This window comes from Pseudomonas sp. LBUM1666 (genome assembly GCF_059695775.1).
The window spans coordinates 3464987-3480385 of record NZ_CP166789.1 but is presented as its reverse complement, the minus strand read 5'-3'; the positions used below and the strand labels follow the sequence as shown (position 1 = coordinate 3480385).

Annotated in this window: 6 protein-coding genes and 2 pseudogenes; 1 reads left to right on the top strand and 7 read right to left on the bottom strand. The window is 59.4% G+C overall.

All coding sequences use genetic code 11. From position 1 onward, the window contains the following. Positions 1-46 precede the first annotated feature (46 nt). The 7 genes and pseudogenes from ACA056_RS15750 to ACA056_RS15720 form a co-directional block, all read right to left on the bottom strand. Positions 47-1594, bottom strand: coding sequence for an amino acid ABC transporter permease/ATP-binding protein (locus ACA056_RS15750; protein WP_497265929.1), 1548 nt, complete (start codon positions 1592-1594; stop codon positions 47-49). 64 nt (positions 1595-1658) lie between these two features. Continuing rightward, a complete protein-coding gene (locus tag ACA056_RS15745) occupies positions 1659-2453 on the bottom strand; it encodes an ABC transporter substrate-binding protein (RefSeq protein WP_497265927.1) in 795 nt (264 codons plus the stop codon). A 54-nt stretch (positions 2454-2507) separates the two neighbouring features. Then, on the bottom strand, positions 2508-3569 hold the full coding sequence (locus ACA056_RS15740) for an isopenicillin N synthase family dioxygenase (RefSeq protein WP_497265925.1): 1062 nt from the start codon (positions 3567-3569) through the stop codon (positions 2508-2510). A 14-nt stretch (positions 3570-3583) separates the two neighbouring features. Then, positions 3584-4435: a sugar phosphate isomerase/epimerase family protein gene (locus ACA056_RS15735; protein WP_046056025.1), complete on the bottom strand. Its 852-nt coding sequence runs from the start codon at positions 4433-4435 to the stop codon at positions 3584-3586. Between the two features lie 653 nt (positions 4436-5088). After that, complete coding sequence (locus ACA056_RS15730; RefSeq protein WP_201181617.1) at positions 5089-5814, bottom strand: Crp/Fnr family transcriptional regulator; 726 nt, start codon at positions 5812-5814, stop codon at positions 5089-5091. A gap of 76 nt (positions 5815-5890) precedes the next feature. Then, the gene (locus ACA056_RS15725; RefSeq protein WP_497265922.1) at positions 5891-14539 is read right to left on the bottom strand and encodes a GH36-type glycosyl hydrolase domain-containing protein; all 8649 of its coding nucleotides are present in this window, start codon (positions 14537-14539) and stop codon (positions 5891-5893) included. 302 nt (positions 14540-14841) lie between these two features. Then, positions 14842-15144, bottom strand: a pseudogene (locus ACA056_RS15720) (LysR substrate-binding domain-containing protein); the annotation flags it as partial. Positions 15145-15263: 119 nt separating this feature from the next. On the opposite strand from ACA056_RS15720, the pseudogene ACA056_RS15715 reads away from it, so the two are divergent. Further along, positions 15264-15395 (top strand): annotated as a pseudogene (locus ACA056_RS15715) (DUF3859 domain-containing protein); the annotation flags it as partial. Between the last annotated feature and the right edge of the window lie 4 nt (positions 15396-15399).

The window sequence follows — 15399 nt, the reverse complement described above, 5'->3', positions numbered from 1 at the left end:
AAAGAAGGAAGTTCAAAGAAAGGGGTTGCCTACTGCAGCACCCTGCTCACGCATGATTCGCAGTGATAGGCAGGCTTGGCGATCGAGTACTGATTCCCATAAAACGCCGCACTCGCTCTCCTTCGGCATCGCAGCGTATGGTTTCAGGTGCAGCATCCAGTTGGATATTTCCGTTCTCCATGAAGACGACCCTGTCGGATATCGACATGGCAAAGTCCATTTCGTGGGTGACAATAATCATGGTCATGCCTTCGCTGGCAAGGTCGCGTATGACGTTCAGCACATCGCCTACCAGCTCTGGATCGAGCGCTGACGTAGGCTCGTCGAACAGCATGATGTCCGGCTCCATGGCCAAAGCACGAGCGATCGCCACTCGCTGTTGCTGTCCGCCGGAGAGCTGGTGCGGGTACTTGTGGGCGTGGGCGAGCAGGCCGACCTTGTCCAGCAGCGCATAAGCACGGTGTTCGCTCAGCTCGCCCGGGATACCGTGGTAACGCGGCGCCAGCGTGACGTTGTCGAGAATGGTGCGGTGCGGGAACAGATTGAAGTTCTGGAACACCATGCCAATGTGCCGCACACCCTTGCGCAGACGGGCGCTGTTGGGTTTGTCCGAAGCTTCGATGAACTTTTCACCGAACAACAGAATGTCGCCTGTATCGATAGTTTCCAGGCCGTTGACCGTGCGGATCAGCGAAGTTTTGCCGGAACCGGATGGGCCAATGATCGAGATCACCTGGCCGTATTCGACATTCAGATCGATACCCATCAGCACTTGGTGCGTGCCATAGCTCTTCTGGATGTTTTTCAGTTGCAGGATGGGCGTCGCGTTGCTGCCCGCGGCTTTACGCGCATTGTCGGGCAAGGCTTCGGCGCAGGCCTTGAGCTTGGCCACGGCGGCGGTATCGAGTGTATGCGGTTTGCGGAAGTTCAGGTCCAGGTAGCGCTCTAGACGCTGCAGGAAAAAGCCGAACACGGTGACGATCAGCACGTAGTACACGCCCACCGCAGCCAGGGTTTCCATGACCAGGAAGTTGGTGGCATAGAGGCGTTGGCCGACCGTGAGAATTTCGGTCAGGGAGATGACCGAGACCAGCGACGTCAGCTTGACCACCGTGATGTATTCATTGATCAGCGTAGGCAGCGAGATACGAAAAGCCTGGGGGATCACGATCAAGCGCTGCATGCCGAACAGGCCGACACCCAGCGCGCGGCCTGCTTCCTTCTGGCCCTTGGCCACGGAGATCAGACCACCACGGTGGATCTCCGCCATGTAAGCCGCTTCCGTGACCACCAAGGCAAGCAAGCCAGAGTAGAAGGGGTTTGACAGAATCGGTCCGCTACCGGGCAACAATTGTGGCAAGTTGTAGACAAATACCACCAGCACCAGCAACGGGATGCTGCGGAAGAACCAGATGTAGACCGCCGCGGGAATGCGCAGTAAGGGCGACTGGGACAGCTTGGCCGTGGCCAGGCCAAAGCCCAGCAGCATGCCGAGGAACCAGGCCAGGGCACTGAGCTGGACCACGGTGACGCACGCCTTCCAGAAGTCCGGCAGGGAGAACAGGGAGAAGAAATACGACCAATCGAATTGCATAGGGCACCTCAATCTGTCGCCCCGGTGCAGGGGCGGCAGATGACCAGACTACAAGGACACGTTCTTAGTTGGCAGTCGGTGCTTCCAAGCCATATTTCTTAAGAATAGCGGCGTATTCACCGCTCTTTTTGGTCTCCTCGAAGGCTTTTTGCACGGCCTGGAATGTTTCGTCGTTACCTTTCTTGACGAAGATACCGAGGGTTTGCTGATAGATCGGATGTTCGGTGGTGATCACTACCCGGCCATTGGTCTTTTCCGCGATCATTTTTGCAGCGCCAGCGATTTCAACCTGGGCCTGAATGTTTTTGGACAACAGGGCCTGGGTCACTTCGGGCGCCGAGGGGTACTCGCTGACGGTGATGGCGCCTTTGTTGTTCGGCACGCAGTAGTCATCGGAGAGCTTCTTGAATTCCTTGACCCAGGTGGTGCCCTGTTCCAGGCCCAGTTTCAAGCCGCACAGGTCTTCAGGTTTTTTCGCATTGATCTCGCTGCCCTTGGGCACCATGACCGCGGCACCGGTGTTGGCATAGGCGATGGTTTGGGCCTGAGTCTGGCGCTCCGGTGTGATGTACATGCCGGAAATGACCGCGTCGTATTTGGCGGAGTTCAGGCCCAGGATCAGGCTCGGGAACTTGGTGTCGACGAACTCCACCTTGGCGTTCATGTGCTTGGCCAGGGCCGTTGCCAGTTCCGGGTCCGAGCCCACCACGTTTTTGTCCTTGTCATAGGACTCGAAGGGCGGGTAGGTGATTTCCATGCCGACCTTGAACGTGTCTGATGCGGCCATGCTCAACGAGGCACCGAGCATACCGGCTGCCAATACAGCCAAGCTCAACAGGTTTTTTTTATTGTTTTTCATTTTTTACTGACTCCGGCGTAGGTAAGGGGTAACTGAAAACTTCAATCAGGACGGTTAAGCCTGATTTTTCAAATGTCCGAAACTGGCGGGCTTGCGTGCCTTGCCTGGCAGTTGAACTTCCCCATTGGCCACCCTCTGACGCAGATACTGATAGGTCTGCAGTGCCTGGCCATACATGTGTTCGCCGATCGTGATTTCTTCGTAGTCGTTACCTGCCTGGGCGAACCCGGGCAGCGGTTTGATCTGGGTGTGATAGTCGCAGGCATAAAACAGTGGAAAGGAATAACGCTCCTCCTTCACGCTCCGCACCCGGTGCGCAGTGGCAACGAATGCGCCTGCCGTCATCACTTCCAGCATGTCGCCGATGTTGACCACAAAGGCATCGGCAATCGGTGGTGCATCGATCCATTGTCCAAGGTTGTTCATCACCTCAAGGCCTGGTTTGTCGGCCAGGAGGATGGTGAAGCACTCATAATCAGTATGGGCGCCAAGCCCCGGTGCGTCATGGGCGGCACCGTCGAAGGGGTAGTGGATCAGGCGCAGCTTGGACGGCGGGCGGGTGACCAGGCTGTCGAAATAGTTTTCTTCCAGGCCCAGGGTCAGGGCAAAGCCGCCGAACAGGCGCCGGCCCAAGGCGAAGATCGCTTCATAATAGGCCTGCACCGACGCCTTGAAACCTGGAAGCAGTGGCCAGTCGTTGGGCCCCAGCAATGGGGTGTTGGCCAGCACCAGCGGATCATCGGCCGGGACTTCGAAGCCGACGTCGAAGGCTTCCTTGTGGTCCGGCTTGCCTTTGGAATAGACCTCTTCGCCTTCGGGTACAAAGCCCTTGTGGGTTTGCGAGGTGCCGATGTAGTGCCGCATCTTGGTGTCGAAGGGCTGGTCGAAAAAGTCCTTGGCAGCCTTGCGCAGGTTGGCGATCAGTTGCGGATCGATACCGTGATCGGTGATATAGAGGAACCCGACTTCGCTGGCAGCGCGCCCCAATTGTTCGGCCACAGCCAGACGGTGTTCCAGTTCGAAACTGAACAGACCGGCGATGTTGACCACCGGGATGCTATTGAAGTTGGCTTTGTGTGTGTCAGTGCTGGCGCTGTTGTTTTTATTGTCAGGCATGACGCATCGGCTCCCTAAGGATTGCTTGAGTGGTGGAAACGCTCGAAGTGTTCGCGCTCGGTCTGGCCCATCCATACGTTCAATGACCACAGGTCAGCGACCGGGACATTGGTGAAGGGCAAATGATGCAGGTAGCCGTCGGCGCCGAATTCCGGGGTCAGGGTGCTGACCTGGTAACCGCGGGCTTGCTGCGAGCGCCAGATGCTTTCCCAGTGCTGCTGATGGAAAGCCAGTTCTTTCGCATATTCGGGAGCCGCCGGGTGCGGAACCTGCGGGCCCTGGTCGTAACCGACCCGTGCCTGGATATGGTGAACCCGCTCGATGAAAGCGCTCAGATCATCGGCCGGGTCATTCAACAGACGCTCGCAGGTCACGACCCAATGGCTGATGTCACTGGTGAACAACAGATCGGGCAGTTGACGGATCAACTCCAGGGTCACCCAAGGGTTGAACAGCGAACGCGAGCGGTGAGTTTCGAAACTGCAGACCTGGCCGTGCTTGCGCGCCAGCTCCAGTGCCTGACCGAAGAACTCCACTTGTTGTGGCAAGGACCAGCGATCATTGCCTGCCAGTACGTTGACGAAACGTGGGCCGAGTTCGGCGGCCCAGGCGAGTTTCTGATCGAGGTCATTGAGGTGAACGGCAGGGGTCGCCGACTGCTCCGGCAGCACATCGTACGCCGTGAAGACTGTGCTGATGTAACCCAGGCGATTGGCCTGGAGAAAGGCTGCGAACTCAGCCCGTTCACGGGCGTCCAGCGGCAGACGTGCCTCCATTCCATCAAAGCCCGCCTGCAGCAGCTCTTCAAGCGCCTGGGCCTTGCTGGCGGTGTAGCCCCACAGCGTGCGGAAAATTTCCAGCTTCATCGGTGATCCTCAAAAATCCCTAGGCCTACTGCAAAAGCACTTCGACAAAGCCAGTCGGCGATCAAGGGCCAGCAACGGCAGAGGGTTTTTGAGCCGGGTCTCTGCCTGATGGGTCCCACTAAGCGCTGCCGTGGCTAGTTCGCTGTGGAGCCGATGTTAGGCATAGGCGGCGGGGTGAAAGAATCTGAAAATTCAAATGAATACTTCAGACTTTCGTCAACAAATAGCTAGCTATTTATCGTGGTTTTCAAGAGGGGTTTTATGGGCGAGTAGGTGTCTACGCTGGCTATTAGCGAGGGGTGCCATTGTTACGGCATCATTTTGAAGAGTCCCAAGCGACACTGGGGCGCTGATGGTTCGCTTTTGGCCGATTGCTGCCCATCGCTCTTGGCTGCTACAAGCCAAGAGCTGCCGCGCGCACATATCTACTAAAGCGGGGGGATTCGCGGGAAAGGTGGTCTGTCGCTGCCTGCGATATCTTGGTGGCGCTGAGTTGGGACTACGCTAAAGCTATGCGGGTCATCGATCAATTGTGACCCACTGTTCGCGCTGCATCCGTCCCTGGAGCGCTTGTTCACCCTAGTCTTATGCGAGGTTAGCGGGAGCAATATCCGCTCGAGCCGGTATTGCCGCCGGCAATCAATTCGAGCGCATCACTCGTCCTGACGACGGGTGTAATGCAACAGCCGATCGGTTTCGGTCTTGACCACCAGGTAGCACTCACAGCTGAGCCGTTCAAGGCGCGCTCTGTCCAGAACCGTGATCTGGCCCCGGCTGTACTCGATGACGCCTTGACGCTGCAGTTTGCCGGCCGCTTCCGTGACGCCTTCGCGGCGCACGCCCAGCATGTTGGCGATCAGCTCCTGGGTCATGTTCAGGCGATTGCCGTGCAGACGATCCAGCGACAACAGCAGCCATCGACACAATTGCTGATCGATCGAATGATGGCGATTGCACAGGGCGGTCTGTGACATCTGCGTGATCAGCGCCTGGGTGTAACGCAACATCAGCAGGAGCAGATCGCCATGACGGTTGAACTCTTTCTTGAGCTTTTGCCCAGGCAGGCGAAATGCACCACCGGCACTTTGCACCACCGCCCGACTGGATGTGCTTTCGCCGCCCATGAACAGCGCTATGCCGATCAAACCCTCGTTTCCGACCACGGCGATTTCGGCTGACGAGCCGTTTTCCGTGACATGAAGCAGGGAAACGATGGCGTCGGTCGGAAAGTAAACGTGCCGCAAGGTGTCCCCCGGTTCATACAGCACATCGCCCAGCGCCAGACTGACCTGCTCCAGATGCGGAACAAGGCGCTGGAGGTCGACGGCCGGTAGCGCCGCAAGTAGATGATTGTGGCTTGGATTGGGGGAGGCATGCATGGCAAAGCATCCGTGGCGGAACAGGGACGTGCCCACTCAGGGTACTCCCATGCACGCCATGGCTGGTGATCAATGTCTATTCATCGGCGGCATGCTCGTATTCCAGCGCCTGAGGCCTGGGTGAGCGGGCGCGACAATCTACCCGAACCCAATGCTCCAGAACGCCGTCATCCAGTGTCAGCGCAGAGTCACTCAATGGCTGGCCATCGAGGGTAATCGAGGTGAAGGTCGAACTGCCCTGACGCACATCAAAGTGGTAGAGGGTTCTGCCGAAGCGGTAGTGCAAGATGAAGCCCGGCCAGTCGACGGGTATCAGCGGTTCGATTCTGAGCGTGCGGCCGCTGCGTTGAACGCCCAACAATGACTCGACAATCAGCCGGTACATCCAGCCCGCAGAACCGGTGTACCAGGTCCAGCCCCCTCGCCCGGCATGGGGCGCGGCGCCGTAGACATCCGCGGCCATGACATAGGGCTCGACCTTATAGGTGTCGATTTGAGCGTTGTTGGCAGGGGCGGCGGGGTTGATCAGATTCAGCAGTTCCCATGCTTTGCCGGCTTCACCCAACTGCGCAAACGCCATGCCCGCCCAAACGGCAGCATGCGTGTACTGCCCTCCGTTCTCGCGCACGCCTGGCACGTAACCCTTGATGTAGCCGGGGTCCAGGGTGCCCTTGTCAAACGGTGGGTCAAGCAGCAACACTGCGCGGATGTCACGTTTGATCAGATGCTCATCCAATGCCTGCATGGCCTTGATCTGGCGGACGGCAGAGCCGGCCCCTGACAGCACTGACCAGCTTTGAGCAATGGAATCGATACGACATTCTTCATTGCTCGCCGAGCCGAGCATTTGTCCGTCATCGAACCAGGCACGGCGATACCAGGCGCCGTCCCAGGCACTTTGATCGAGGTTGCGTTGCAGTGTCACCGCGCTGTCGCTGCAGCGTTTGGCAAATGCGTGATCACCGTGCAGGCGAGCGGTCACCGCAAATTGCTCCAGTACCTGATAGCTGAAGAAGCCCAGCCAGACACTTTCACCTGCACCCAGATGGCCGACGCGATTCATGCCGTCGTTCCAGTCACCGGAGCCCATCAGCGGCAATCCGTGATGACCGCGGCGCAGGCTGTGTTCGATGGCACGCACGCAGTGTTGATACAGGGACTCTCGCAGGGGCGATACCCCGGGGAGGTCATAGTAGGACTCTTCTCCGGCCCCTAGTTGGCGTCCTTCCAGGTATCCGGCGGCCTCTTCCAGTACACCCACGTCTGCGGTCATTTCGACATAGCGGTTGGTGGCGGCCACCAGCCACAAAAAGTCGTCGGAGCAGGCGGTGCGAACCCCTCGATTCATCGGCGGGTGCCACCAATGTTGCACGTCGCCTTCCACATACTGATGGCCGGCGCACAGCAACAGATGCGCTCGCACGGCTGCCGGATCTGCATGGATCATCGCCATGCTGTCCTGCAGCTGATCGCGAAAACCGATGGCACCACCTGACTGGTAGTAGCCGCTTCGGGCCTGGAAACGGCACGCGATGACCTGATACATCAACCAGCCGTTGACCATGACGTCGACCGCAGGCGCGCCTGTTTCAATACGAATCGCCCCGAGCAATGAACGCCAGTGTTCCCGTACTTTCTGCAGTTCCTCGGCGGCCACCAGGCTGCCCCGATAACGCTGCACCAGCTGGGTGGCGGCGTTACTGGAAGACGCCGCCCCCAGGCGCAGAATGACTTCCCGAGTATCGCCATCGCCAAGTCCGATCGACACTTGCAGGGCGGCACAAGGGTCCAGACCGCCGCCCATGCGCCCGGACAGACCGGCGTGCTGCATCGCTGCCGGTGAGGCCAGGGTGCCACTGCGGCCAATGAATTCAGTACGGTCACCGCTGACACCGTGATCGATCGTGTCGGTGTCAAAGAACGCCACCCGCTCGGAAAACTCCACCGAATAGGCGTTGCGGGCGAAGAAGGCCCCGCTGGCGGGATCCGATTGGGTGACCACATGCATCGCCGATTTGCTGCGCAGGTCGCCCAGCACCCATTCCACATACCCTGTGACCGACAATGACCGGCGGCGCCCCGAGCGGTTGCTCAACACTAGCCGCGAGAATTTGATCGGCGCATCCAGCGCCACGTAGATCCACAGCTCGCTGTAAATGCCGTCCTCTTCATGTTCGAACACGCTGTAACCGAAACCGTGACGGGTCTGGTACGGGCCTTGTCCGGGGCAGGGTTGAGGCGCTGCGGACCAGAAGTACCCGGTCTCTTCATCACGCAGGTAAATGGCTTCGCCGCTGCGATCGGTGACCGGATCGTTGTGCCAGGGCGTCAGGCGAAATTCATGGGCGTTTTCGGCCCAGGTATAGGCACTGCCGGCTTCCGAGACCACCGTGCCGAGTTGTGCATTGGCGATCACGTTGACCCAGGGCGCGGGTGTCGGATCGGGCGCGAGCCCGGTGATGATGTACTCACCGCCATCGGCGCTGAAGCCGCCATATTCGTTGCTCAACAGCAGGAAGGGACGGTTCGGTCGTACCGATGCCGGCCGAGCCTGAAAATGACGGGTCGCCACAAACGGCGCGTGCACCGGTGATACTTTGCGGCGATGAATCTGTTCGGCCAGGCTGCCCAGATCTTCGCTCAGCACCAGCCTGGCAACCGAGAGGAACAGCACGCGATCTTCATTCGACATCTGCTGCGCGGGGCGCACAAAAATCCCGCCCGGGCGATCCAGCAGAGTGGCTTCACTGCCTGAGGTGATAAGGCCCAGGATCGCGTCCTGCAGTTGCTGGCGATAACCCGCCTGATCTTCGTTCCAGATCAGCAAATCGACCACCAACCCTTTTTGCCGCCAGTAGGCGTGGGCCTGAATCAATTGCTGCACCAGGGCAATATTGTCCAGGCTCTGGATTTGCAGCAACACGATAGGCAGGTCGCCGGAGATGGCCTGACCCCAGAGCCCCGGCTGATTGCGGCGATTGGCAATCAGCACCGCATGGTTGGCGCGCATCGAGGCGTTCGCGTAAAGCAACGACGAGGCCATCTGCTCGAACAGACGGGCATCGGACAACGAGGCGTTGAGCTGACGCAGAAGCACCTGGCTATGGGTCCAGGACAGGTCGAACACGCGGTCGGCGAGGTGGCGGTCGCGGTATTTGTTGATGAGGTAAAGGCCGTCATCACGGCTGTCGGCGACACCGGTTACCAGGTCGATGGTGGCCTGTTGGCCGGGTTGTAGGGTAATCCTGCAGCGAATCGCGATTACCGGATCGAGCACCGGGCCTGCACTGCCTGACAAGCGCTGGCAATTGGCATCAAGGGCGGCAGGTGACACAAGGCTGCGTCCTCGGCCGATGAATCGGGCGCGATCGGTTTCATACGAGATTGCATCGATGTCCACCCCGTGTGCCGCCAGCAAATGGCACATCCACGGCGTCGGTTCATCGCTGGCCCGGGGGCGGCGGCTGCAGATAATGGCCTGAAGCGCAGGCAGTAATTCGGTCTGCACGAACAGCTTGCTGAACGCCGGGTGCATCGCGTCGTTGACCGGGGTTGTCAGCACGACTTCGGCGTAGGTGGTGATCTCCAGTGTTCTGGCCGATGACGCTCGGTTGGTGACATGCAGGCGGCGCAGTTCGATGTCGTCTTCAGGTGAGACAACAATCTCCAGGTGCGTGTCGAAATCCAGGTTGCGTGCACGGAACTCTGCACGGGAATCGCAGAAGATTGCCTCGTGGCTCTCGGGTTGATGCATAGTCGGTTGATGCGCAGCCGACCAGACCGTATTGGTCTGGACATCGCGCAGGTAGCAGAACATCCCCCAATTGTCCTGTGAGGTGTCCTCCTGCCAACGGGTGATGGCCATTTCATTGCGGCGGCTGTAACCACCGCCGCCGCTGGTCAGCATGACGTGGTAGCGACCGTTGGAAAGCAATTGCACGGCCGGACGCTTTCGTCCTGGATCAGAGAACACCCGAAGCCCCGTATCCTGGCCTTGGCCAACATCGCCGAGTACTGGTGACTGTGTGGCTTGCAGGTACGGCGCGGCGGATTTTGGCACCCGCTCCTGTAGCAGCAGCAGGGCTGATCGCAGCGCCGGGTCGGCCTCGAATCGCTGCTGCATGGGTTGGTCGAGCAGTCGGCTGGTCAAGGCCAGCAAGCTCATGCCCTGGTGATGAGCCATGAAAGACCGGACCACGACGAAGTGTTGGCCGCGCGGTAAGCGGGCCTCGGTGTAATCCACTGCTTCATACAGACCGAAACGTCCAGCGGAGCCTTGCAGGGCGAGGCGTTGCAGGTTTTTGCAGGCCGCATCGGCATCGACCATCAACGCCAGGGCGCTGGCGTAGGGCGCTATCACGACGTCATTGCTCAACCCGCGCTGGAGCCCCAGGGCCTGAACGCCGAAGGCGCGGTATTGATAATTGAAGTGCGCGTCGACGGTGGAGTAACCCGACTCCGAAACGCCCCAGGGAATGCCCAGCCTGTTGCCCTGTTCGATCTGTACCGACACGGCGGCGCGGCAAGTCTGGTCCAGCAGGCTGCCCTCGAAGTTGGGCATCACCAGCATTGGCATCAGGTATTCGAACATCGAGCCCGACCAGGACAGCAACGTCGGTATGCCAGCGTTTTCACTCAGCAGCCTTCCCAGGGTGAACCAGGCGCGTTGGGGGATTTGTCCTTGAGCGATAACCACGTAATTGGTCAGCCGCACCTCGGACGCCAGCAGGTCGTAGTAACCGGTGTCGAGCCTGCGCTCCTCGGCGTTGTAACCGATGACAAACAGGTCACGGTGGTTGTCGTAAAGCAACGAGAAATCCATCTGCGCCAGCGTTGCCGCTAATAACGCCAGACGCTTCAGAGTTTCCAGACGCTGCTCGGCGTCACTGCGGACCCGCTCGATTTCAGGGTGATGGTCGTCGGCCCAGTCGGCGGGGTTCAGATCGGCCAGTTGACGCAAGGTGCAAGGCGATTCAATCGTTACCAAGGGGGCAGGGAGGCGATAGCGCTGCAGTTCTTCTGTCCAGTCGATGCATTGACGGGTAAACGCTTCTCGCCAGTAGAGGCTTTCCTCATCGGTGTCCGCTTGCTTGTCTGTGACCATGATGCGAGCCGTGTGCAGCAGGTCTGCCAGCGCTTCAGGGGTCGCAGCTTGCAAGACCGGTTCAAGGCCTTTTCTCAGTTGCAGGGCGAATTCATCCGACCCCGAGGCGCGTTGGGAATCTGCAAGGATATCCAGGGTATCGCGCAGGCCCTTGATCACGGCAGGGCCGAACATCGGGGCGTCTGCAAGCTGCGCAATGCCGGTGCTCAAGGTCAGCAGCAGGCCCGCCAGGTTACCGCTGTCGACGGTGGAGACGTAATGCGGACGCAGCGGCTGGAGGGTCTGTGTGTCGTACCAGTTATAGAAGTGCTGCCGATAACGCTCCAGCCCGTCCATGCTGTCCAGCGACGCCGCAAGCCGGGACAGCAGCCGTTCGGTGCTCAAGTAACCGAAATCGTGAGCGGCCAGGTGGGCGAGCAGTGACATGCCCATATTGGTCGGCGAGGTGCGATGGGCAATGGCAGGCCTGGGTTCTTCCTGCACGTTGTCCGGTGGCAGCCAGTGATCCTGAGGCCCGACGTATTGATCGAAGAACGCCCAGGTTTTGCGCGCCAGCAACCGCAAGAAGCGCAAGTCGTCCGTCGACGGTGCGAACACCGACTGCTTGGGTGCCGAACTGAGCCACCAAGCGATCCAGGGGCCCGCTAACCACGACAACAGCAACGGACCAGCGATGGCCAGCGTCTGCGGATCCGTCGCCAGCAGGGCCAGTGAGATCAGGGCCGACACCGGCGCGATCCACATCTGGCGATAAAGGCCGGACAGTCGGTTTTCGGTGGTGCGCTCCACCTCGCGCGAGGGCTGCCATTGCAAAAGCCGGCGTCTGCTGAAGCCGATTCGCCACAGCGAGCGCAGGATTGCGTCGGCGCTGTAGTACATCTCGAAGGGCAGCCATGCGAGCGTCAGACAAGCCCGGGCCAGGTCTTGTGCCAGATCACCCAGCAGCGCCCTGAGGTATTGTCCATAGGGCACATTAGCGGGGGGCTGCATCAGATCGGTCACCACTCGGAGCAACGGTTGAATCACCATCAACCCGATGACTGTCAGGGTCCAGTTCATTGGCTGACTGCTGGCAAACCAACCCCATGCAAACATCAGCAATAGCGCCAGCGGTTCCAGGCTGCGTCGCAGATTGTCCAGAATCTTCCAGCGTGCCATGACGCTCAGCCTGTTGCGCACCCACTTGCCGTCGGCGTTGCGCGCCCAGGGCAATGTCCACGGCAGCAGTTGCCAGTCGCCGCGAACCCAGCGATGCCGTCGTTTGATATCGGCACCGTAGCGCGAGGGGTATTGCTCGTAGACTTGCACGTCGCTGAGCAGGCCGGATCGTGCATAACACCCTTCGATCAGGTCGTGGCTGAGAATCTGGTTATCCGGCAAGCAACCTTCCAGGGCGCAGGTGAACGCGTCCACGTCGTAGATGCCCTTGCCGATGAAGGAGCCTTGCTGGAACAGGTCCTGGTAAACGTCCGATACCGTCCGAGTGTAGGGATCGACTCCGGCATCACTGCCAAACAGCCGGGCGTAGATCGAGCGGGTGGCGCTGGTCAGGCTGATGCCCACTCGCGGTTGCAAAACTGCGTAGCCGGAAATGATCTGCTCGCCGCTACTGTCGAACAACGGACGATTCAACGGGTGCATCATGGCCGCCACGCATTGGCGAGCGACATCGCGCGGCAGCAGGGTGTCGGTGTCCAGCGTGATCACGTAACGCACCCCGCGCAATGGGGTGATGTCGCCGACGATGGCGTTGAAGCGTTCCTGCCCATTGCCACGCAACAGGGCGTTGAGTTCGATCAGCTTGCCGCGTTTGCGCTCGTGGCCCATCCACACGCGTTCGCTCGCGTTCCAGCGACGCGGCCGATGCAGCAGAAAGAATCGGTCGCTGAGTCCGTCAGCGTATTTTCGGTTGAGCAGAGTGATTGCACGGGAGGCCTGTGTGAGCAGCTCGGCGTCTTGCGGCTGAGTCTCTTCAGTCGCATCCAGAAAATCGCTGAGCAACGCGAAATAAAGGTTGTTGTCGCGGTTGGCGAGAAACCGCACTTCAAGACCTTCCACTAGTTCATCCACATCTGCCGGGCTGGCGATCAGCGTCGGGATCACCACCAGGCTTCGCGCGCCATCGGGTATACCGTTGGCAAAATCCATCTTTGGCAGCGTCGTCGGCAACAGACTGAACGTCACCAACCAGTTGATCAGGCTGATCGCCAGTCGGCTGGTCATGATCAGACAGGGAATCGCCATCATCAGAAGCGCCGCATCGGGCATCCCGTCGCGCTGCGCAGAGGCCAGTAAAGGCCAGGCGAAGATGAGCGTCAGAAAAGCCACCGGCGCCAGATAAAACATCAGCGGCGACTGCTGCAACAACCGTTTCCAGCGCTCATGAAACGGCACCCGGGCGTTGAGTCGTCGCTCTAGCGTCGGCAGCCCAGCGCTGATCAGGTAATACCCGACATGGCGGGCCAGCAGTTCGCAGGGGACTGAGGCGGTTCCGGCTGCGGCGAGATTGATCGCGGCGCGGGCGACCTGGATTTCCGAGTGCTGGGGGCTTCTTCGGGCAAGGCGTTCTATGACATGCCGGTAGCTGTCACGGGTACTGAAATCCATCGCCCGGTAAATTTCTGCCGGGTCTTCATAGAGAATCTGCTCGACATGACTCATCGACTCGACGAACTCGCGCCAGTCCGTGGCGGACAACAGGCGCAAACTGCCGATGCTGTTGCCAATCGACACCTGATCCGCTGCCTGTTGTTGCGCATCGAGCTGCACCTGGCGTTCGATGCTGGAGCCTGTCTCACTTAGCATCTGCTCCATCCAGTTCAGCGCCAGGGCCAGTGCTGCGCTTTGGCCCTGCAGGCGGCGGGTGAATTCGGCGACAAAGGCGGCGGTCATCGGCGGTGCGGAGCGGGCCATGTCGGCAACAGTCAGCACCACGCTTTTGATGTCTCGTTCTGAGGTTTCGATCAGGTGTTCGGCCCAATCATCGGCCAGATTGCGTTCGTCGGCGTTGGCCATGACCCTCGAGGCCACTCGCCGCAGGTTTTCGATCAATGCCAGACGCAGCATGATCGGTATCGCCCACAGTTCGCCCAGGGCAAGTGGCATCACTGTCTGATAGGAAAAAATGAAGCGGCTCAGACTTTCCTCATCGACTCGACCGTCGCCATGAGAGATGGTCTCCAGAGCGATGTCGTAGACTCGAGGCAGCCCCGCGGACGGGCCGTTGATCAGGCGTGGCAACTCACGGCTATAGCCTTTGGGCAGGTGCGTTCTGGCGGTGCGAATGTTTTCCTCGACCAGATAGTAATTGTCCAGCAGCCATTCCGCTGCCGGAGTCACTCGTCGGCTGGACACTTGCGCGTTGGCCAGCGCCGTGCAGCTGCGTTTGAGCAGCTCCTCGTTATCATCGAGCCTGTGCAGCATCGAATCCCGTGCGGACAGCGTTGTCAGGCGATGCTGCCCGGCCAGGGCGATGCCGTGACTGGCCATCTGATCGGCGCTGAAAAGCTCCGAGCGCAAAATGGGCTCGTGTTTGAATCGGGGTGGGGGAAACAGACGGGTTCGCCATAAGCCGGACGAGCGGGAATATACCTTCTGTAGGCGTGTCCATATGCTGTTCATAAGGTCCTGAGCCTGAAACGCATTGTACAATTACGTACATTTTTATAGGTGCGCCAACGCATTGCGCCAGCACTGAGCAGCGCTGGTGGACGTAGCCTTTCAGCTTGAGTGTGGTGACTTGGATGGCTGTTCGTCTGTTCGCTGGCGAACATAGCCCGCGTTCTTTGGATGTTCATAGCAATGTCAGGAGTGACTGCTGATTGCTGTCAGTCACGAAGGGCAGCTGTCGACCCCTAGCGGATACTCCTCAGGACTACTCTCTAGGTATCACGATACTTGACTCGATTTTCTTCCCCATGCTGGACGCTGTCGGGCGAGAGCCCATAGAAGTTGAACAGGTCCAGCACGTGCTGCCAGCTGTGGATTTGGTCCGTCACCACCAGATTGCATTCGCTGAGTGCTTGCAGACTGACATGGGGCTCGGTTGCCAACGGATGATCAACTGCCAACAGGGCATGAGCCGTCAGCTGGCGCAGCTCGATGCATTCCATGTTTGCCGGCAATCCCAGGTCGTACGTCAGCGCCAACTCCAGAGTGCCTTCGGCGAGACGCTTACCGAGATATTCGAACCCTCCTTCGCGCATATCGACAGTGACCTGAGGATAATCCTGCTGCAGATACTCGCCGGTTAGCCACAACGTTATATTCGAAGTCATCCAGAAAACTGGTGCCCGGCGCTCCACAGGATGTGATGGGCTACGAGTTCACTGAAAGCCTTGAAGTGGTGCCCGGCGCTCCACAGGATGTGATGGGCTACGAGTTCACTGAAAGCCTTGAAGTGGTGCCTGGCGAATGGCGTTTCATGGTGTTCCAGGGCGATCGGCTTCTGACACAGCAGCGTTTTACCGTACGCTGAGTCA